The organism is Hymenobacter artigasi (genome assembly GCF_012275535.1).
Classification (GTDB): Bacteria; Bacteroidota; Bacteroidia; order Cytophagales; family Hymenobacteraceae; genus Hymenobacter; species Hymenobacter artigasi.
The window spans coordinates 1-19,722 of sequence record NZ_JAAVTK010000006.1 but is presented as its reverse complement, the minus strand read 5'-3'; the positions used below and the strand labels follow the sequence as shown (position 1 = coordinate 19,722).

Annotated in this window: 18 protein-coding genes; 6 read left to right on the top strand and 12 right to left on the bottom strand. The window is 61.1% G+C overall.

What is annotated here, in order from left to right:
- Positions 1-2: 2 nt before the first annotated feature.
- Both HBN54_RS11205 and HBN54_RS11200 read right to left on the bottom strand, forming a co-directional pair.
- Positions 3-914: a hypothetical protein gene (locus HBN54_RS11205; protein WP_168673302.1), complete on the bottom strand. Its 912-nt coding sequence runs from the start codon at positions 912-914 to the stop codon at positions 3-5.
- A gap of 116 nt (positions 915-1,030) precedes the next feature.
- Positions 1,031-2,539, bottom strand: a complete 1,509-nt coding sequence (locus tag HBN54_RS11200; RefSeq protein ID WP_168673301.1) for an SDR family oxidoreductase — start codon at positions 2,537-2,539, stop codon at positions 1,031-1,033.
- A gap of 141 nt (positions 2,540-2,680) precedes the next feature.
- On the opposite strand from HBN54_RS11200, the gene HBN54_RS11195 reads away from it, so the two are divergent.
- Positions 2,681-3,541, top strand: a complete 861-nt coding sequence (locus HBN54_RS11195; protein WP_168673300.1) for a DUF2911 domain-containing protein — start codon at positions 2,681-2,683, stop codon at positions 3,539-3,541.
- A 71-nt stretch (positions 3,542-3,612) separates the two neighbouring features.
- On the opposite strand, the gene HBN54_RS11190 is transcribed toward HBN54_RS11195, so the two are convergent.
- The 6 genes from HBN54_RS11190 to HBN54_RS11165 form a co-directional block, all read right to left on the bottom strand.
- Positions 3,613-4,386, bottom strand: coding sequence for a slipin family protein (locus HBN54_RS11190; protein WP_168673299.1), 774 nt, complete (start codon positions 4,384-4,386; stop codon positions 3,613-3,615).
- Between the two features lie 265 nt (positions 4,387-4,651).
- Entirely contained in the window at positions 4,652-6,010 is a 1,359-nt protein-coding gene (locus tag HBN54_RS11185; protein WP_168673298.1) for a M20/M25/M40 family metallo-hydrolase, read from the bottom strand.
- A 104-nt stretch (positions 6,011-6,114) separates the two neighbouring features.
- Positions 6,115-7,047, bottom strand: coding sequence for an enhanced serine sensitivity protein SseB C-terminal domain-containing protein (locus HBN54_RS11180; RefSeq protein ID WP_168673297.1), 933 nt, complete (start codon positions 7,045-7,047; stop codon positions 6,115-6,117).
- A gap of 198 nt (positions 7,048-7,245) precedes the next feature.
- Positions 7,246-7,608, bottom strand: a complete 363-nt coding sequence (locus HBN54_RS11175) for a c-type cytochrome (protein ID WP_235955500.1) — start codon at positions 7,606-7,608, stop codon at positions 7,246-7,248.
- Between the two features lie 166 nt (positions 7,609-7,774).
- A complete protein-coding gene (locus tag HBN54_RS11170; protein WP_168673295.1) occupies positions 7,775-8,470 on the bottom strand; it encodes an SCO family protein in 696 nt (231 codons plus the stop codon).
- Positions 8,471-8,476: 6 nt separating this feature from the next.
- A complete protein-coding gene (locus HBN54_RS11165) occupies positions 8,477-8,932 on the bottom strand; it encodes a hypothetical protein (protein WP_168673294.1) in 456 nt (151 codons plus the stop codon).
- Between the two features lie 277 nt (positions 8,933-9,209).
- Between HBN54_RS11165 and HBN54_RS11160 the strand changes: the two genes are divergently transcribed.
- The gene (locus tag HBN54_RS11160) at positions 9,210-10,202 is read left to right on the top strand and encodes an aldo/keto reductase (RefSeq protein WP_168673293.1); all 993 of its coding nucleotides are present in this window, start codon (positions 9,210-9,212) and stop codon (positions 10,200-10,202) included.
- A 98-nt stretch (positions 10,203-10,300) separates the two neighbouring features.
- On the opposite strand, the gene HBN54_RS11155 is transcribed toward HBN54_RS11160, so the two are convergent.
- Positions 10,301-11,749 (bottom strand): diadenylate cyclase, encoded by a 1,449-nt coding sequence (locus HBN54_RS11155; protein ID WP_168673292.1) that lies wholly within the window; start codon positions 11,747-11,749, stop codon positions 10,301-10,303.
- A 194-nt stretch (positions 11,750-11,943) separates the two neighbouring features.
- Here HBN54_RS11155 and HBN54_RS11150 point away from each other — a divergent pair, with 194 nt between their 5' ends.
- Entirely contained in the window at positions 11,944-12,201 is a 258-nt protein-coding gene (locus HBN54_RS11150) for a hypothetical protein (RefSeq protein WP_168673291.1), read from the top strand.
- Here the strand turns inward: HBN54_RS11150 and HBN54_RS11145 are convergent, their stop codons facing one another.
- The 3 genes from HBN54_RS11145 to HBN54_RS11130 form a co-directional block, all read right to left on the bottom strand.
- Entirely contained in the window at positions 12,202-13,434 is a 1,233-nt protein-coding gene (locus HBN54_RS11145; RefSeq protein ID WP_317170213.1) for a TIGR03862 family flavoprotein, read from the bottom strand.
- Between the two features lie 233 nt (positions 13,435-13,667).
- Positions 13,668-15,455 (bottom strand): chloride channel protein, encoded by a 1,788-nt coding sequence (locus tag HBN54_RS11140; RefSeq protein ID WP_210428038.1) that lies wholly within the window; start codon positions 15,453-15,455, stop codon positions 13,668-13,670.
- 187 nt (positions 15,456-15,642) lie between these two features.
- Positions 15,643-16,185 carry a TetR/AcrR family transcriptional regulator gene (locus tag HBN54_RS11130; RefSeq protein WP_168673288.1) on the bottom strand — a complete coding sequence of 181 codons (543 nt, stop codon included), beginning with the start codon at positions 16,183-16,185 and terminating at the stop codon, positions 15,643-15,645.
- A gap of 689 nt (positions 16,186-16,874) precedes the next feature.
- On the opposite strand from HBN54_RS11130, the gene HBN54_RS11125 reads away from it, so the two are divergent.
- From HBN54_RS11125 to HBN54_RS11115, 3 genes are read left to right on the top strand one after another with little or no spacing between them, the layout of a single operon-like run.
- Positions 16,875-17,453 (top strand): TetR/AcrR family transcriptional regulator, encoded by a 579-nt coding sequence (locus tag HBN54_RS11125; RefSeq protein WP_168673287.1) that lies wholly within the window; start codon positions 16,875-16,877, stop codon positions 17,451-17,453.
- Between the two features lie 2 nt (positions 17,454-17,455).
- Positions 17,456-18,535, top strand: a complete 1,080-nt coding sequence (gene paaE, locus HBN54_RS11120) for a 1,2-phenylacetyl-CoA epoxidase subunit PaaE (RefSeq protein ID WP_168673286.1) — start codon at positions 17,456-17,458, stop codon at positions 18,533-18,535.
- A gap of 54 nt (positions 18,536-18,589) precedes the next feature.
- On the top strand, positions 18,590-19,630 hold the full coding sequence (locus tag HBN54_RS11115; protein WP_235955499.1) for an AI-2E family transporter: 1,041 nt from the start codon (positions 18,590-18,592) through the stop codon (positions 19,628-19,630).
- Positions 19,631-19,722 lie beyond the last annotated feature (92 nt).

The window sequence follows — 19,722 nt, the reverse complement described above, 5'->3', positions numbered from 1 at the left end:
GCTTAGCGCCCGTTGCTGCTTTTGGTTTTGGTAGGCAGCTTGTAGCCTACCTGCAGGGCCGTGCGCTGGTACTGCGCCGAGCCGTAGGTGACGAACGCGCTGGCCTGCCAGGGCCGCCCGGCGGGGGCCAACACTACGCGGGCGTAGGCAAAGGAGCTCACCGGGCTTTGGTATTCGAGCGAGGCCGCGCTGCTCACGCCCACCACCAGCGCCAGCGGACTGCGCGGCCCGAACCCCGTGCCCACGCCTCCATACGATACCGGGTTGGCCAGGCCCAGCAGTCCATTGGAGCCGTAGCCGACTTCGTACTGAAACCAGTGGTTGTAGTTCATTTCCAGCTGGAACGTGGGCACAGCGTGGACCGTATCGACCACGCTATTGGTGCTCAGTAGGTCGAAAGAGCCTTCCTGCGCATAGTAGCCCACGCGCCCGGCCAGCACGCCGACACCTACCCGCGTCTGCCAGCGGTTGCGCTGCACATCGATGCTGAAATGGGGGTGCGCGGCCAGCAGGCTCAGCGTGGCCCGGCGACCATCGCCGATGCGCAGGCGGTCGGCCGCGCCCAGCACGTCGAGGCCTACGCGCAGGGTGGTGGTAGTGGGCCGGCCGGGCCGATGCTGGCCTATCACGTAGTCGGCCCCGAGCATAAGCCCATTGAAGCTGTGTTCGACGGCCGAGCCCGTACGCGTGTTGCCGCCGCCGTTAAAAATGCTTATGCTGGAGTGAAAATCATCGGTGCTGTGCGAGTACCGGCCGCCGGTATAGCCCCCGCGCAGCTCCACGCCATGGGTGATTTCGAGCGGGGCCGGCTCAGCCCCCACGGCCTGAGCCTGAGCGGGAATGGTTGCCAGCAAAACTGGCAGCACGGCCGCAATAGCGGCAAGGTGGCAGGAGCGGAGTGGAAAGCGGAACATGGCGTGCAGAGTCGGGGTGGTGAAGTAATGGGCCAAAGGAACTTCCGGCTACACCTGCCGCGCCAATCAAATTGTTGCCTGTTCAGACTTTTGTTCAGTGGCTTTGTTGTTGTAAATTATTGAACCTCATTTTCTTGTAATTGATTTATCTGACTTTTTGAATCGGGCTGAAACTCTACCAGATTCTTCACCATGCCCTTAAAAATAATGCCGTGGAAGGGCAGCACGGCGTACCAGTACAGCCGCCCGGCCAGCCCGCGCGGGCGGTAGGCGGCCAGCTGCTCTACGGCGTGGGTGCCGTCGGGCTGGTCCAGGATGCGGAACTGTAGCCAGGCCTCGCCGGGCAGCTTCATTTCGGCGTACAGCAGGAGGCGCTTGCCGACCTTGTCGGCCACCAGCACGCGCCAGAAGTCGAGCGGGTCGCCGGCGCGGAGGCGGTTGGGCGAGCGGCGGCCCCGGCGCAGGCCTACCCCGCCCACGGCCTTGTCCATCAGCCCGCGAATGCGCCAGAGCCAGTCGGTTTTGTACCAACCCCGGTCGCCGCCGATGCGCCAGATATTGTCCAGCACCTCCGCCACCGGCCGCCGGAAGGGCATGAGCTGGCGGTCGAAGAACATGCCGTTTTTGGGAATCTGAATGGCATCCATGTAGTTCTGGCGCATGGTGCCGCTGCTCAGCGCGTCGCTCCAGCTGCTTACCACCTCGTTCTGCTCGATGCGGGTGAAGGCCAGGGCCAGGGCCTCGCGGTAGCTCATGGGCTGGTGCGGAATCACGGCGCTGATGCTTTTTTCGGGGTCGCACACGGTATCGTTTTTCAGGCTTTCGACCAGGCTTTGGGCCAATGAAAACGTGGTACTCGTGACCAGGTACAGCCACCACGACGACAGCCGGGGCGTGAGCACGGGCACTGTCACAATCCAGCGCTTATAGCCGCGCTCGGCGGCCAGCCCCAGCAGCATCTGGCGGTAGGTGAGCACGTCGGGCCCACCCACGTCGAAGGCCCGCCCGAAGCACGCGGGGTTGTCCAGTACCTCGGTGAGGTAGTACATAATATCGCGAATGCCAATGGGTTGGCAGCGAGAGTTCAGCCAGCGCGGTGTCACCATCACGGGCAGCTTCTCCACCAAATCGCGGATAATCTCGAACGAGGCCGAGCCCGAACCGATGATGATGCTGGCGCGCAGCACCGTGAGCTTGGCGCGGGTGGCCTGGGTGAGCACGTTTTCCACGGCGCGGCGCGAGCGCAGGTGCACGCTCAGGTCATGGTCGTTGGCAATGCCGGAAAGGTAGATGACCTGCCGGGCGGTGGTGGTGTCGAGGTAGTCGACAAAATGCTGGGCCGACTGCTGTTCCTGCTGAAAAAAATCCTCGTTGCCGCCACTCATGGAATGCACCAGGTAGTAGGCTGCGTCGATGTCGGTGGGCATGGTAGCCAGCGATTTGGGCCGCAGCAAGTCGCCTTTGGCCACCGTTACCCGGGCGTGCAGGGCTTCGGGCAGCGTATCGGGCAGGGAGAAGCGGCGCGGGTCGCGCACGAGGCATACCACGTCGTGGCCCGCCGCAGCCAGCAATGGCAGCAGGCGCTGGCCGATGTAGCCCGTGGCGCCGGTGAGGAGGATTTTCATGCCGCGAAGAGGTTATGGGCCAAAAACGCTTCGTGCGATGCCCGGTAGTTGAACGGCCGCGCCGCCGGGTTGTTCGCCGCTCCGCCCAAAAGCCCTGCGCACCGGCTGCAACACCGGCCGTTCGTCCGCATCTTTGATGCTATGAAATACGCTCCGCAACTTCTCGCCGCCGGCCTGCTGCTGGCCTCCACCGCTCAGGCGCAAACCAGGCTCACCATTCCACCGCTGAGCCCGACCACGCGCATCCACCAGAATTTCTCCACGTCCTACATCGACCTGACGTATTCGCGGCCCTCGCTGCGCGGCCGCACAGCGTTTGGCGGCGTAGTGCCCAACGGCACGGTGTGGCGCCTGGGAGCCAACACCATCACCAAAGTGCGCTTCGGCGAGGAGGTGAAAATAGGGGGCCAGACGGTGCCCGCCGGGGCCTACGCCCTGCTGGCCATCCCCGACGCGAAGGAGTGGACCTTCGTGCTGAACCGCGACACCGCCCAGTGGGGTACCTATGCCTACAAGCCGGCCCTCGACGTGGTGCGTGTGCAAGCCAAACCCACCAGGCTGGCCGCCCCCGTCGAAACCATGGGCCTGACCGTGGAAAACCTCCGCCCCGCCTCCGCCGACCTCGTCCTGGCCTGGGACCGCACGCAGGTAACGTTGCCCATCACCGCCGACCCCGACCGTGTGGTGATGGCCCAGATTGAGCAGGCTATGAAGGGCGACAAAAAGCCCTACGTGCAGGCCGCGCAGTATTACTACAGCACCGGCAAAGAACTCACGCCCGCCATCGGCTGGTTTGATGAGTACATCAAAGCCAACCCCACCGAATACTACGGCTATTATTGGAAGGCCAAGCTGCTGCAAAAGGCAGGTAAAAACAAGGAGGCCATCGAAGCTGCCAACAAGTCGCTGGAACTGTTGAAGGACGATAAAAATGAGGTGTCGAAAACCGAATATACGCGCCTGAACCAGGAAGTGCTGGCGGCTGCTGGCGCGAAGAAATAGCGCGGTATCAAACAAAAAAACCGGCTCCGCGCATTTTTGTGCGGAGCCGGTTTTGTTCAGGGCAAACCAGGTTAAGCAGTGGGCTTATCGCCCTGCTGCTGCACCATCTGCGAGAAGCTTTTGGCGGCGTTGGTGAACTCCGAGGGGATGAGCACCACTGTTGTGGTGTTGTTATCGATGCCGATTTCGGCCAGCATCTGCATGCGGCGCAACTCCAGGGCAATGGGGCTTTTCTCCATTTCCAGCGCGCCCTGCGTGAGCTTTATCGACGCTTCCAATTCGGCCTCGGCCTTGATGATGCGGGCGCGTTTCTCGCGAATGGCCTCGGCCTCGCGCGCCATGGCCCGCTGCATGGATTCCGGAATTTCCACGTCCTTGATTTCGACCATCTCAATCTTCACGCCCCAGTTTTCAGTCGCGGCATCTACGATATGCAGCAGCGCCGCGTTTATTTCCTGGCGGCCGCGCAACACCTCGTCCAGCTGGTTCTGGCCAATGATATTGCGCAGAGCCGTGACGGCCAGCTGATAAACCGCCTGGTTGAAATTGGCTACCTTGATAATGGCATCGGCCGGATTCACCACCCGGAACCACAGCACGGCGTTCACCTTAATGGTCACGCTGTCCTTGGTAATGGTTTCCTGCTGCTCCAAATCCACGGTTTTGGTGCGGATATCAATGGTCTGCTGGCGCTCAATAAACGGGATTATCCAGTACAGCCCTGGCCCGCGCAGCCCCGTGAACCGGCCCAGCCGAAACACCAGCGCCCGCTCGTATTCCTGCGCCACGCGGATGCCGGTGAGGAGAAGGACAACGACGGCGATTATAAGGGTGAATAGCGACATGGCGGGTTAGGGTTGGTGAGGTTTTGGGAGATGTATCGTAGCTAGAGCTGGAGCATTACACCCACGAACAATTACCACGAAACCTTGAGTAATCTGTTCGCTTAAAAGACAGTAGCTTACAGTTTAAGCAGACGCTATGCCTTGGCCTCCGTTTTCGCATGTTCCTTTTCTTTCGAGTAGAAGCAAGGCGTAACTGCACCCGCATTTGATAACCCCGTCCGCGCTAACGGAAAGCATGCCCAAGAGAAGGATGCCGCCCTGGCACCTACCGCCCCACCACCGGCAGCACGGCTACGCTCTCGTGCCCGGCTGCATCGATGCTCACCACGCCGAAAATGAAATTGTCCTTGCTGATGGGGAAATCAGCCGTTAGGCCCGCAACGGGAAAACGCTGCTGCCACTGCGGGGCGCTGGTTTCACGGACCAGCACCACGTAGCCGCTGGGCTTGGGGCCCGTGGCGGGTGCTTCCCAGCGCAGCTCGGTGCGGTTGGTGAGGTTGGCGGTGAGGACTTCAACCTTGGCCGGGGCGGCGGGGGCCAGCGCCAGCGACGCCATGGTAGCGAGGTTGATGCCGGCATTGCGGCGCAGGTAGGCGAAGTCCACGCCCTCGGTTACGTCGCCGTAGGCGCGGCCCTTTTCGGTGCGCAGGTCCTGGTGCTGGTGGGTGTAGTCCTCGTTCATCTCCGTGAAGCGGACGGCCGCGAAGCCCTGCTGGTTGAAGGGCGTGTGGTCGCCGCCGCGCAGGAAACGGTCGGGGCGGTACTCCAGCGCCACTTTGTGGCCCCGGCCGTAGAGCTGGGCCGTGCGCTGAATGTAGCGGGCTACCTGGCGGCTGGGCGCATCGTTCTCGCTGCTGAGCTGGCGGCGTACTTTGGCCTGCTCGGGCGTTTCATTGGCTGGCACGCCTTCGCTGAATACGCGCACCTGGGTGCCATCATTGATTATCGGGTCGAAGCCGTGCGAGTTGCCCACGATGTCGTTGTTGAGCATCGCAACCAGGTTCCAGCCTTCTTTCTTGGCGCGCTCGGCCAGGTGGCTGGAGCCGTAGAGGCCCTGCTCTTCGCCCTGCACGGCCACAAATTTGAGCGTGCACGGAAACTTCTGGCCGGCCAGCACGCGGGCCAGCTCCATTACCAGCACGGTGCCGGAGCCGTCGTCGTTGGCCCCGGGGGCATCGGCGGTGGCGTTCATCACGTCCGAAACGCGGGAGTCGATGTGGCCGCTCACTAGGATGATGCGGGTGTCGGTGGGGTCGGTGCCGGGCAGGGTGGCCAGCACGTTGGCCATCAGCACGGGCTTGTTGATGCGGCGGCCGTCGGGCTTCACCGTGAATGTATCCATCTCGACGGTCATGCGGCCGCCACCGGCTTTGCTGTATTTCAGGAACTCATCGCGCACGTAGTTGCGGGCCGCGCCGATGCCGCGCGTGGGGCTCTGCGTGTCGCTCAAGGTGTGCCGCGTGCCGAAGGAAACCAGCTTGCGGATATCGGCTTCGAGGTTTTTGGCCGAGATTTCATCCACCAGCTTTTGAATGGCGGGGTCGGCGGGCGGCAGGAGTGGGGCGGGCTTTTGGGCGAGAGCGGCGAAGGGCGCGAGGGCCAGGAGGAGTGCGGCGAGTTTCATAAGGGAAAGGTAGGCCAGGAGTTGGGAAGAAAAAGCAAAAAAAGAACGTCATGCAGCGCGCAGCGCAGCATGACGTTCTTTTAGATTCGTCGGAGAGCGTAAAACTATCCCGCCTTATAAAAAGGCTCAATGGTGCGGAAGTACGGGTTCACGCCCTCTTCCGAATTCATATCCAGCAGCATCAAATCCACGAACTGGAAGGCGTCGGTCTGGCCCTGAAGCACGGGGCCGAGCTCCTGCATAAAGCTGGGGTCGGCGGCGCTGCTGGTGAAGGCGAGGAGCAGGCGGGGCACGTCGGGGTTGTTGGCCAGCTGCATCTGGGCCAGGAAGGCGGCTTCGATGTGGGGCTGGGTGGCGGCCCAGGCAGTAATGGCATCGGCCACGGCCTGTGGGTAGTCGGCGGGCTGGCTCAGCATTACCTCGGCATCGCCGCCGGCGGGCGAGAGCGGGCCGGTGAGCTGGCCGTTGAGCAGGGCCGCCAATTCGTCTTTGGGCAGGAGCTTGCCGGCGGGCGAGAAGGGGTTCAGCACGCAGTCCTGGCCCTGCACCATGTTAAAGAACGCGTGGCCGGGAATGCGCACGTAGCTCACCAGGCCATTATCCACGCCACCATCGGTGAGGCGGGGGACCGAGGAGAAGACGGGCAGCTTGCCGTCGTTGAGAATCTGCAGCTGAATTTCCTGGCCTTCGGCGAGTACGACCTCACCGGTTCCGACGCCTTCCATGGGCGCCAGAATCATCAGGATTTCTTCCTGCAGCAGCGCCTGATAAAAGGCAGGGCGGGCGTTTTCATCCGTTGCAGCCAGCAGCAGCAGCTGCTCCAGCACGTTCTGAGGCTCGAAGGGGAAGGGCTCCGGCTCAGGCATCTGGAAGGTGGGCATGGCCGGCTCGGCCTCTACCGGGGCCGTAAACTTTGCACCCTGGTAGCGGGGACCGCCAGCAGGCTTTTCGGCCGGGGCCGAAGATGTGGAGGGAGCAGCAGGAGTGGCTGGCGTTTCGTCGCCGGGTTTGTTTTTGAGGAAGTCGAAGAGGCCCATGGGGAATTCAAAGTTGCTGGTGGATTGGAGTGCAATCTACGGCGAAAAATGGGTTTTGGGAGGAGGAAATGAGGGTTAGGAGGGAATTGGAGCAGCCGCTGAATGATGTAGGGGCGAAGCGATGCTTCGCCCGTCGTGGGCACCGCCGCAACGATTCCGTTCAACGACGGGCGAAGCAGCGCTTCGCCTCTACATCGTTCAGTGGCACTTATCAATCTGAGCCTGCACATCGCTGATGGTGCGTGGAGCTCCCTCGTTGCCCCAGTGGCTCTCAATGTAGTTGAGCAAATTGGTGAGCTGGGCGGGGCTCAGGCCCTTGTTGCCGGGCATGATGTTGTGGTAGCCCACCCCGTTCACCACAATCACTTCGTTCTGTCCATTGCGGAGCAGGCAGGCCAGCTCGTCGCGGTGGTCCACCAGGTAGTCGGCCCCGGCCAGCGGCGGAATCAGGCGCGCCAGGCCCTGGCCCTGGTCGCCGTGGCAGCTGGCGCAGTGCTGGACGTAGAGCTTTTCGCCCTGGTGGCGATTGTTGCTGAAGCAGCCGGGGAGCAACAGGAGCAAAGCTGGGAGCAGAAATTGGGGGCGAAAGGGCATTGAGTAGTAAAAAACTCGGGTTGGTGCGTAGTTACCGATGTAGGGGCGGGGCTTGTCCCCGCCCGGACGGTCGCATCGTTACAACGGTGCCGTTCAATGGCGGGCGGGGACAAGCCCCGCCCCTACATCGTGCTTACTTCCCGGCCACGCCCTTTTTGCGCCCATCAATCTCGGCCAGCAGCACCGGGATTTCGGCCAGCAGGCGGGTCACTTCTTGGGGGTTGAGGCTGTCGTAGAGGCCGCGAATGCGGCCCTGGTCATCCACGAGGGCAAAGGTGCCGTTGTGGGCGAAGCCGCCGGGGGCCTGCTGGTCGGGCTGGGCGGCGGTGAAGTAGGCCTTGGCCAGCTGAAATACCGTGTCTTTCGCGGTGGGCTCACCGTGGGCGCCGGTGGTGGCAAAGTGCCAGCGGCTGGCATCCGTAATGCCGAGGCGCTGGGCGTAGTCCTTAAGCACGGGGATGGTATCGTGGGCCGGGTCGATGGTGTGCGAGAGGATGCTCAGGCGCGGGTCCTGGCCAAACTTGGCGTACACTTTCAGCAGCTCGGCCTGCATTTTGGGGCAGATGCCCGGGCAGGTGGCGAAGAAGAAATCGGCCACGTAGGCCCGGCCGGCGAAGGTCTGGTTGGTAATGGTCTGGCCGGCCTGGTCTACGAGGCGGAACCGGGGCACGGTGGCAAACACGGTATCGGCGGGGCCGCCGTCGGCGCGGGGGCACACGTCGCGCTCACCCATAATGGGCAGCGTAACGGCTTCTTTGGGTGGCTCGGTGCAGGCGGTGGTGAGCAGGGTGGCGGCCAGCGGGGCCAGCAGCAGGAGGCGTTTGAACATCGGGAGTTACTTGGATGAAGGCCGGACGTCGCCGGCGGCGGGGTGCTCGGTGGTGAAGCGGGTGGCCGAGTCGAGGGTTGATTTATACTGGCGCTGCACGGCATCGAGCACCTGCCGTTGCTGCTCGAAATAAGCCAGGCGGGTGGCGGGTGCGGCCGTGGTATCGGGCGCTTTGTACTGGTGCATCCAGCCCATCATGGCGGCATCGGCCGCCAGCAGGCCGTGAATGTAGGGCGATACCGCCTCGGTGTGGTAGCCGGAGAGCTTGGCCTTGAACTCGTAGAGCTTGCTGGTTTGGGCCATCAGGGAGTCGTGCTGGTCCATGAGAGCCATTTCGGCGGCGCTGGCGGGCGAGGCCGGGCCGTTTTCGCTGATGGGCTTGGTGGGGGAGGAGCAGGCGGCCAGAACGGGCACGGAGGCCACAACGGCGGCGCGGAGCGCATTTTTAAGGAAGCTTTTCACGGGGCAAAGGTACGGCCGGTAGCCATGAGGGAAGGATGAGGCGCGGAGGAGGCGCGGGTTTGGAGCAGGTGCGAAATCAAAAGCGGAAGTAACCAGTTTGTCATCCTGAGCGTAGCGAAGGACCTTATCACTGTTGCTGCTTCTTGTTGTTACTACAAACAGCTCAGCGGTGATAAGGTCTTTCATCTCTGCTTTAATCGCAGAATGCTCAGGATGATAGATTTAAATACACTACCCCACCAATCCACCAATCCACCAAATCACCAATCCACCACGTATGAAAACCCGCCAACTGGGCCGCTCCGGCCTCACTGTATCGGCCCTGGGCCTGGGCTGCATGGGCATGTCCGACTTCTACGCCGGCCAGGATGATGCCGAAAGCACCCGCACCCTGCACCGCGCCTTGGACCTGGGCGTCACCTTCTTCGACACCGCCGACATGTACGGCCCCTACAAAAACGAGGAGCTGGTGGGCCGCGTCCTCAAAGGCAAGCGCGATAACATCATTCTAGCCACCAAGTTTGGCATCCAGCGCGACCCCCGCGACCCCACCAAACGCGGCATCAGCGGCCGGCCCGAGTACGTGAAATCGGCCTGCGAGGCCAGTCTCAAGCGCCTCGGCACCGACCACATCGACCTGTACTATCAGCACCGCGTTGACCCAGCCACACCCATCGAGGAAACCGTGGGGGCCATGAGCCGCTTGGTGGAAGAAGGCAAAGTGCGCTTCCTGGGCCTGAGCGAGGCCGCACCGGCCACCGTGCGCCGGGCCGTGGCCGTGCACCCCATCGCGGCCCTGCAAACCGAGTATTCGCTCTGGAGCCGCGAGCCGGAGGACGAGATTCTGCCCACCATGCGCGAGCTGGGCGTGGGCTTCGTGCCGTATTCGCCGCTGGGCCGGGGCTTCCTCACGGGTCAGATTAAGCGCTTCGAAGACCTGGCTGAGGACGACTACCGCCGCCACACGCCCCGCTTCCAGGGCGAAAACTTCCAGAAAAATCTCGACTTAGTTGCCCGCATCAACGACCTGGCCCAGCAGAAGCATTGCACCGCCAGCCAACTGGCCCTGGCCTGGGTGCTGGCCCAGGGCGAAGAAATAGTGCCCATCCCCGGCACCAAGCGCGTAAAATACCTGGAAGAGAACCTGGGTGCTCTGGAAGTGGAACTGACCAAGGACGAGTTGGCCCAACTGGATGAAATTGCCCCGAAGGGCAAAGCCGCCGCCGGCCAGCGATACCCCGAGGCCATGATGGGCTCGGTGAACGGGTAATCATTTAACATTTATCAATTAACATTTAACAGCCGTTCAATGGACCCGACATGGGCAATTGAACGGCTGTTAAATGTTAATTGATAAATGTTAAATGACTAGCTCGGCAGCAAATCAATCCAGCCATCCTCGCTCACCACCACGGCCAGCACGGGGTATTTGCTGCTGCTCACGTAGCGCAGGGCCCCGTTGTAGCGCGAGCCACGGGAAGAGTCGCCTTTTTCGGTGGCCAGGCCGTCGAGGATGACGCCGATGGCGTGGCACATGGCGTTGGGCTCGATGAGCACGGCCCCGTCGATGTTGGTGACGAGGCGCAGCACGGAGGGCGTCATAATGCGCGGCACCACGCGGAAGCTTTGGCGGGTGAGGCGTTTGGCCTCATTGGCCGCCCCGGTGGTGATAACCAAGATGGTACCGTTGGGCTGCTTGGTGGCCTGCTGGGCCAAATCCCAGAGGTAGCCAATGCTGTCGCGGTCGAGGCTGGGGAATACAATTCGCACGATGCGGGCGAAGTTTTCGGCCGCCACCTGACCCTGGGGCAGGCGGGGCGTGTTGCTCACCACGCGCATGAGCACGTGGCCAGCATGGCTCACCTCCCAGCTGTAGTGGTTGGTGAAATGCACCGTCACGAGCGGCTCAAACTGCGAGTCGGACTCGGGCACGAGCTGGCCCAGGCCGAAGACGTGCGAGGCATCCGAAATCAGGGCCGTGTAGCCTTCGCTCAGCTCCAGCAGCTTCCGAATGGAGCGGTGGTCGCGCATGGGCACGGGCGTTTCCAGCGTGAGCACGGGCACCACGGCCGGGTGCTGGCGGCGGCTCACCAGCATGGTCCCAATGCCCTCGTCGCCTTCGTGGCGCAGGGCAGCCACGCCATTGCAGGCGTCGTACAGGCCGTGGGTGCCGGCGGGTGCCACGCGCAGCATCAGCCGGCGGCCGGCCGAGCGCAGCACTTCGTTGTAGTCGCGGTCGAGGACGGGCTGGTCGTTGTCGGCGGTGTCGGCTTCGCGAAGGGCCCGGGTGCAGTCGTGCAGAAACTCCAGCACGGCCGCGTGGGGCAGGTTGGCAGGGCGGCCCGCGCCGGGCTTGGGCAGGGCGTAGTAATTATCGTAGCAATCGGCCGACATCTGCAGCACCACCGTCACGAGGTAGCCCTGCAGGCTCACCGGCGTGGAGCAGAACGAGCGGCGGCTTTCGTGGCGGCTGGTATTGATGTTTTGCAGGATGCTTTCGGTGGCCTGGCACATCAGCTCGTACCAGTGCTGCTTCTCAAACCGGTCGTGGTCGTTGGGGTGCAGGTGATACACCGAGCCCTGCGGCCCTTTGTTGGCTTCGAGGGCCGTGGCATTGGATTTCACGTCCCGGAAATCGGCCGGCGAATAGCGCACGGAAGCAGGCTCCAGCACCACGGCATCGGGCTCGTCGCCTTCCTTGGCCGAGGCAAATCCCAGCAAGAAAACCTCGGGCCGCAAATTGCGGTCGAGAAGATTAAAAACCCCCTCGGCGAAGAGTTGGGCAGAAACGCGAAACAGACTTTGGTGTTCCCACATGGGCAAGTACAGAACGGCCGAACCCCGCTGCGGGCCCGACTTCAGCCCGAACTACGCAAAAAATGGCCGGATAGTGGTCTGCCGAAACAAATTTCCTGCCTGACTGCTTAAATCATTTCTCTAAAAGCCGTATCTTCGGTACCACGCCGGCTGTGGTAGCCGTCTCGCTCTCACCTCTCCAACTCCGCAAGCCTATGCCTTTCATCGACATGCTTTTTGTGGTGGTGGTGGCCATATCTTTTATTCCGATATTGACCGGGTACTGCGCCAATAGCCGGGGCCGGTCGTTCTGGCTGTGGTTTGCGCTGGGCTGGCTGCTGCCGCTGGTTTCGTTCTTCCTGCTGTTCGCCCTCATCGCCCGCGACGAACTAAATCCTGGCCGCCGTCTGCTCGGCGAAGCCCGCGAAATCCTCCGCGAGGCCGATGAAAAAGCTAAAAAGCTCCGCGTTTAATCAGGAATAAGGAAGGGCATCATCCTCATTCTTCATTAAGCGCAACGCCACTCCACGCGCCACCCACGCCCCGGTGCTGAAGCAGCCCTGCAGCAGGTAGCCGCCAGTCGGCGCCTCCCAGTCCAGCATTTCGCCGGCCACGAAGGTGCCGGGCCGCTGCCGCAGCATCAGGTGCTCGTCTACGGCCGCAAAGGCGATGCCGCCCGCCGTAGAAATAGCCTCATCTAGGGGCCGCAGGCCGGCAACGGGTAGCGGCACCGCCGTGAGCAGGGCCGCCAGCGCTTCCGGATGCAGAGCCGCCGCCTCGGGGGCTACCTCGCGCAGCAGCGTGGGCACGGGCGGCCCCAGATGCAGCGTTTTCTTCAAAAACTCCGGGAAAGAGGCTTTGCCGCGCGGCTGAAGCAGCTTCTGGAGGAGCGTGGCAGGGGGAAGGTCGGGTTTGAGATTGAGGTGCAGCACGGCCGGGCCGCCCGCCGCCCGCGCGGCCCGCACCTCGGGAGTGAGGGCGTACACCGGCGTGCCTTCCACCCCATAATCGGTGAGCATGAGCTCGCCGCGCACGGCCGGGCCATCGTTCACCCGCAGGGCAATGTTTTTGAGTGGTGCCCGGCCTACTTTCTCCTGGAAGAAGGCCGACCAGCCTACTTCCGCGCCGCAGTTGGCCGGCGCGAAGGGCACTACCGGTACCCCAATTTCTTCCAGCAGCGGCACCCACGCGCCATCGGAGCCGGTTTTGGCCCAGCTCGCGCCGCCCAGCGCCAGCACCGTAGCCGTGGGCTCGATGATGAATTCGCGGCCGGCCCCGGTGCTTTCGTCGCGCAGGCGCAGGCCGGTAGCGCCCGCAAAGCCCAGCCAGCGGTGGCGGGTATTAATTTCAACGCCCAGCTCGCGCAGCCGCCCCAGCCAGGCCCGCAGCAAATCGGCGGGCTTGTGCGCCGCTACCGGAAAGATGCGCCCGCTGGTACCCACGAAGGTCTCGATGCCCAAATCAGCGGCCCAGGCCCGCAAATCAGCGGCCGAAAAGTGTTCCAGCAGCGCCCCGAAGCGGGTGCTTTCGGCCCCGTAGCGCCCGGCAAAATGCGCGGCATCTTCCGAGTTGCTTAGGTTGAAACCGCCGTGCCCCGCCACCAGAAACTTGCGCCCCACGGTGCCCTGCGCTTCAAAAAGCTGCACTTTCCAGCCGCGCCCGGCCAGCCGCTGGGCCGCCAGCAAGCCTGCCGGGCCGCCACCGATTATCGCGATGCTTGGTGAAGAGTTAAGAATGGGGAATGAGGCGTTGAGAGTGGAAGGTGAAAATGAACAGCCTCACAAAAGTAAATCCCTCGTTCTTTATTCCTCATTAGGAACATGCCCAAATAGCACGTCATGCAGAGCGGAGCGAAGCATCTTTACCGCAACAGTAATCAGTTGCTATTGCGGTAAAGATGCTTCGCTCCGCTCTGCATGACGTGCTTTTTAGCGCAGCATCAAGCCTCACTTTCCTGAATCAGCTGCTTGCGGTAGCGCGCCAGAATAGCCGATTTTAGGATGAAGCCCAGGTAGCGGCCGTCCTCCTCGCACACCGGCAGGGCCCAGGCCCCGTGGCGGTCAAGCAGGCTGAGGGTGTGTTCCAGGTTATCATTGGGGCCTACTACGGCCGGGGCGGGCTTCATCAGCTCGCGCACATTAGTGGTGCCGTAGTGGGCATCATCAAAGAGCGCATCGCGCACCGAATCGAGGCTGACCACGCCCAGCAGCCGCCCCCCGGCCGCCACCACCGGAAACAAATTGCGCGACGAATGGCGGAAAATATCCACCAGCTCGCCCAGCGTCGTTTTGGGCCGCACAGGAACGAAATCGGTTTCGAGCAGCTTGCGCGGGTCCAGCTGGGCCAGCAGGCCCCGGTCGCGGTTGGCATACACGTCCACGCCCTTCAGCGTGAGCTTGCGCGTATACACCGAATACGGCTCGAAGTATTTGGTAATCAGGTAGGAGCTGCTGGTAACCACCATCAGGGGCACAAACAGCGCGTAGCCGCCGGTAATCTCGGCAATGAGAAAAATGGCCGTGAGCGGCGCATGAATAACGCCCGCCAGCGTGCCCGCCATGCCCAACACCACAAAATGCACCTCCGGAATGTGCACCAGCCCGCTCAAATTGATGAGCCGGGCAAAGAAAAACCCCGCCAGTGCCCCCGCAAACAGCGACGAGCCGAACATGCCGCCATTGCCGCCACCGCCCACCGTAATGCTCGTGGCCACCACCTTTAGCATCATGCTGAACAGCACCAGTACCAGCAGGAGCCAGGGGTTATTGTCCTGATAAACAGAGAATATGCTGCCATCCGTGATTTGGTCGGCGTGGCCGCGCAGCAGCAGCTCCACCGTGTTGTAGCCCTCGCCATACAGCGTTGGAAACAGGAAAATAAGCCCGCCCAGCGCACTGCCCGCTACGAGTACCTTGCGCCAGTTCAGGCCCGGCCAACGCTCAAAAAAACGGTCGAACCAGTGGTAGGTCCGAATCATATATACCGAGAAGAAGGCCGTGAACAGCCCCAGCAGCACGTAGAATGGCACCGCATCGACCGGCCAGCTGGTGGTGATAAGCACGAACGGCTGGCCTTCGTACAGAGCTTTCGAAATCACCGTGGCCGTGGCCGACGAAATCAGCAGCGGAATGAAATACTGCGCCGGCAGCTCCAGCAAAATGGTTTCGACCGCAAACAGCACCCCCGCGATGGGCGAGTTGAAGATGGCCGCCACGCCCGCCGCCGCCCCGCAGCCCGTGAGCAGCCGTCGCCGCCGCCGGTCCAGGTGCAGTATCCGGCCCGCGTTGGAGCCAATGGCCGCGCCCGTAACCGAAATCGGGGCCTCGGTACCGGCCGAGCCCCCAAACGTGACCGTAAAAAAGGCCGTCACCAGCTGCGAATACAGCTTGGAGCGCGGGACAACGCTGCCTTCCCGGGCCGTGTTGTAGATGATGGGGGCAATGCCGCGCCCCAGTTGCCCGCCCAGAAACAGCTTGGTGAAAAGCACCGTGAGCGCAATGCCGATAACCGGGTACACCGAAAGCGCAAATACCCGGTTGGGCTCCGAAATGCCCATGCGCAGCATCTCCTGGGCCCAGTGAACCGAGTTTTTCAGTACCACTGCCGCGAGGCCCGCCGCCGCGCCCACCAACACGCTCAGAATGAGCATATACATCCGCTCACTGATGTGGCGTGCCCGCCAAAGCAATAGCGGGCGCAGCAAGCGGTGAACGGCGTGATGGGGCATGGGCAAGAAAAGTGAACGGCACTTTAACCAACGCAAAATTGGGAACCGTAGATGTAAACGTTTTGCAGCCGGCCTTTACCTATCCGGCCAACAGCCTGTTCAGCAAGGAACTTTTGTTGTTTAATTATATGGAAATCAATTAGTTGTTACGTGATAAAGGCGGGCTGAATTTTTATCAAGCCTCACTTTATTTGGGTAGCGGCAGTCCCTGCACGTACGTGTTTTTGAGGTGCTCACCCACGCGCAGCAGGCTTTCATCGTGCTCATACAGCAGGTTGCGCCACAGGCTCTGGATAAGCAACAGCAGCCGCAGCGTCATCATTTCCGGGTCATCAGTACCCAGCTGTACAAAGGCCTGCTTCAAGAGGCTATCAATGGGGCTCATGAAGCGCTGAAAGTACTTTTGCACCAACGGCTTGCTAAACTCCTTGTCCTGCACTTTCCAGAAATCGGGTTCGTCATGTACCAGCTTGTAGGGCAGGTCGATGGTTTTCTCAATCAGCGCTCGGGGGTCTTTCTCGGCGAGAATGCCCCGATTGGCTTCCACAATGCGCTGGAAGCCCTGCTTAATCAGGTACTCAAAAAGCTTCTCTTTGCTCAGGAAATACTTGAACAACAAGGCTTCGGAAACCCCGGCCGTCTTTGCGATGAGCAGGGTGGAGGTATTGTCGTACCCGCGCTCACCGAAGAGCTGCAGGGCCGTTTGTTCGATTTTAGAATGACTGGTCATTGGCCAGACCGGATGAAGAAGATGAATGCCCGAAATAACGGTTTCGGGCTGGGAAAATGCGAGTTTTAGGTAAGGTACTCTAAGCCATCCGGATTAAAAACCCCAATGGCTCAGATTACCCCCAAAAGGTACAGCCGGCTAAATCGAACGTATTCGATTTAGCCGGCTGTAATAGGCTGATAAACTCGTTGTTGGAACCCTCTAGCGCGAAGGCAACGTCATTTTCAGCAAATGTTGCCAGACGGGGTGGGAGTTCATCTGGTTAAACAGAACGTGGGAATTTGGCTGCCTGGCAAATGGGTGAGATGTTGTTCGGCAGCGGGACAAAGGTAGGTAAGCTTTTGTTTTCTAAAATGAGTGTTAGCTCACTATCTGTAAGTGAACACTCACTAGATTGATAATCAGAATTATAAAATCATTGAAAATATGATGTCACTTGCAAAACTGTGGGGAATCGTGGTTGCATTGTCAAAATATGCCGAGATGATTAGTGTTTGTGCAACCCTGCGGGTGGCCGGAATGAGCGCCAGGCAATAACAAACATTTGTTAGTTTAATAGGCTGCTGTACCTTTGAGTTACCCAATTCCCACCCTTCGCTTTCTCATTGTATGGTCCTCAATTCTGATATTGAGCAATTTGCGCTGTATTGCAGCCGAACTGCCTCGCCCGGGCCTTTCCCGCTCAGCGCATGAGCAAGAAGCTAAACAAGCGCCAGATTATTCTGGACGAGGCTGCTAAGCTATTCAAGCTGAAAGGCTTCGGTGGCACGTCGATGCGTGACCTGGCGGGTGAAGTGGGCATGGAGGCGGCCAGCATGTACAACCACATCAAGTCGAAGGATGAGATTCTGGAACACCTCTGCTTTCACGTTTCCGATACCTACATCGCGCAGCTGGCCGATGTGGAGCAGATGTCCGGCTCGAACGGCGACAAGCTGAAGCAGCTGTTGCGCCTGCACATCAACCTGATGCTGGAGGACGGCGCGGCCGTGTCGGTGGCCAACAACGACTGGAAATACCTGACCAGCGGCAAGCTGGAACAGTTTAAAGATGCCCGCAAGCAGTACGAAAAGGGCTTCGCGGCGCTGATTGAAAGCGGTATCGCGGCCGGCGAGTTTCGGCCCGTGAATGCCTCGGTGGCGTTGTTCACTATTCTATCGGCGGTGCGGTGGGTGGAGCTGTGGTACCGGCCGGGCCGGGGCGTCACGGCGCAGGAGCTGGAAGATGATATCATGACCATTCTGTTGAATGGCCTGGCAAAGAACTAACAATGAGCCGTTTCCATAAAGTAAAAATCAAGCGCATTCAGCGGGAAACCCCCGACAGCGTGGTGGTGTCGCTGGACATGCCGGCGGAACTGCGCGAAACGTTTGCGTTCACGCAGGGGCAGTACCTCACGTTTCGGCGCGAGCACGATGGCGAGGAGCTGCGGCGCTCGTATTCCATTTGCAGCAGCCCGCTGGAAGGCGAATGGCAGGTGGCCATCAAAAAGGTGCCGCAGGGGCGGTTTTCGTCGTTGGCCGTAGATGGTTTGCGCGTAGGTGAGGAGCTGGACGTGATGCCGCCCGCCGGCCACTTTCACACTTCTTTACATCCGGACCAAGTCAAAAATTACCTGTTTTTCGCGGCCGGCAGCGGCATTACGCCGGTTTTCAGCATCATCAAAACCGTGTTGCTGACCGAGCCGGACAGCCAGGTAACGCTGGTATACGGCAACCGGGGCCGCAATTCCATCATTTTTAAGGAAGGCATCGAAGGGCTGAAAAACCGGTTCCTGAACCGGCTCAGCGTGTACCATGTGCTGAGCCGTGAGCAAGGCGAGTCGGACCTGTTGTTTGGCCGCATCGACCAAACGAAGGCCGCGCAGTTTCTGGACAAGATTGTGCCCGCCAGCCAGGTTGACGAGTGCTTCATCTGTGGGCCGGAGGACATGATAAACGGCGTGCGGGCTGCCCTCACTGAGGCCGGCGTGACGCCGGATAAGATTCATTTCGAGATGTTTGGCTCGGCCAATGCCGGGGCGGCCGGGGCGCCTAAGCCCAAGCTGCCGCCCGTGGGTGAAGACGACAAGCATAGCCGCGTGACGGTGCAGCTCGACGGCAACACTCGCGTGCTGGAGATGTCGTACTACGGCAATACCATCCTCGATGCGCTGCTGGAAACCGGCGTGGACGCGCCGTATTCCTGCAAAAATGGCATGTGCAGCACCTGCCGCGCCCGCGTGACGGCCGGCAAGGTGGAAATGGACGTAAACTACTCGTTGTCGGACACGGAAATAGCCAAAGGCTACGTGCTGACCTGCCAGGCCCGCCCCACCACCGAAACGGTAGCGGTGGACTTCGACCAGTAGTTGCCAACGCTTTAACGCCGCCGGATGGACCAGTTTACGCCCGTTGCTAGCCGATTGACGCAGCATGTTTTTGTGCGCCGCGTGGGCATTGCGGTTGGCATTGCCCTGGTGGTGCTGCTGATAACGGGATTGCTGGGCACGGCCTTCGCCGTATTGCTGCGGGTACTGGCGGCGCTGCTCATTGCGCTGCCGCTGCGGGCCGGTGCCGAGTGGCTGCACCGCCGTACCAAGCTACCAAATGGCCTGGCGCTGGCGGTGGTAGTATTGCTGGTGCTGGGCCTGCTGGGCGCCATGGGCTGGCTGTTCTCAGCCCGGATTGGCGAGCAGGCCAGCCAGATGCGCGAGCAGCTGCCGGAGGCGTATCGCAGCTTTCAGGAGCGCATTGCGGGCACCCGCTGGGGCGAATGGCTGTCGCAGGAAAACCTGAGCTACAAGAAGATTCTGGGGGGCGGCTCGGAGTGGCTGGGGCGGGCTACGGGCATCTTTTCGACTACCATTGGTGTGCTGGCCGATGTGTATGTGGTGGTATTTCTGGCGCTGTTCATTGCCATTCAGCCCAAGCTGTATCGGGCCGGCATGGTGATGCTGGTGCCCAAAGCCGGCCGCGACCGGGCCAACGAAGTGCTGGATAAAGTGAGCTCAACGCTCATTAAATGGTTTCTGGGGCAGCTTTTTTCGATGACGATGGTGGGCGTGCTCACCGCCCTGGGGCTCTGGGCGCTGGGCATGCCGCTGGTGGGCGCCCTAGCGCTATTTGCCGGCCTCGTCACCTTCATTCCCAACCTGGGGCCGCTGGTGGCCATGGTGCCGGCCATTTTGCTGGCTTTCTTTAATGGCGGCCCGCAGGAAGCCCTTTACATTGTGCTACTCTACTTGGGCGTGCAAGCCGTAGAGAGCAATATTCTCACGCCGCTGGCTCAGAAAAGCCTGATTTCGATGCCGCCCGCCCTCATCTTCATTGCGCAGCTGGTTATCGGCTCCTACGCGGGCATTTTGGGGCTGATTCTGGCCACGCCCATCATGGCCATCCTCATTGTACTCACTAAAATGCTGTATGTGCAGGACATATTGGGTGATAACTCGGTTAAGGTATAGGGCTTCCGCACCAAAAGTAAGCTGGTCGTAGGCTAGTTTCGGGAATGGACCCTTTCGCTTCCTTTGCCCATTTAACGGACCCGCGCGTGCAG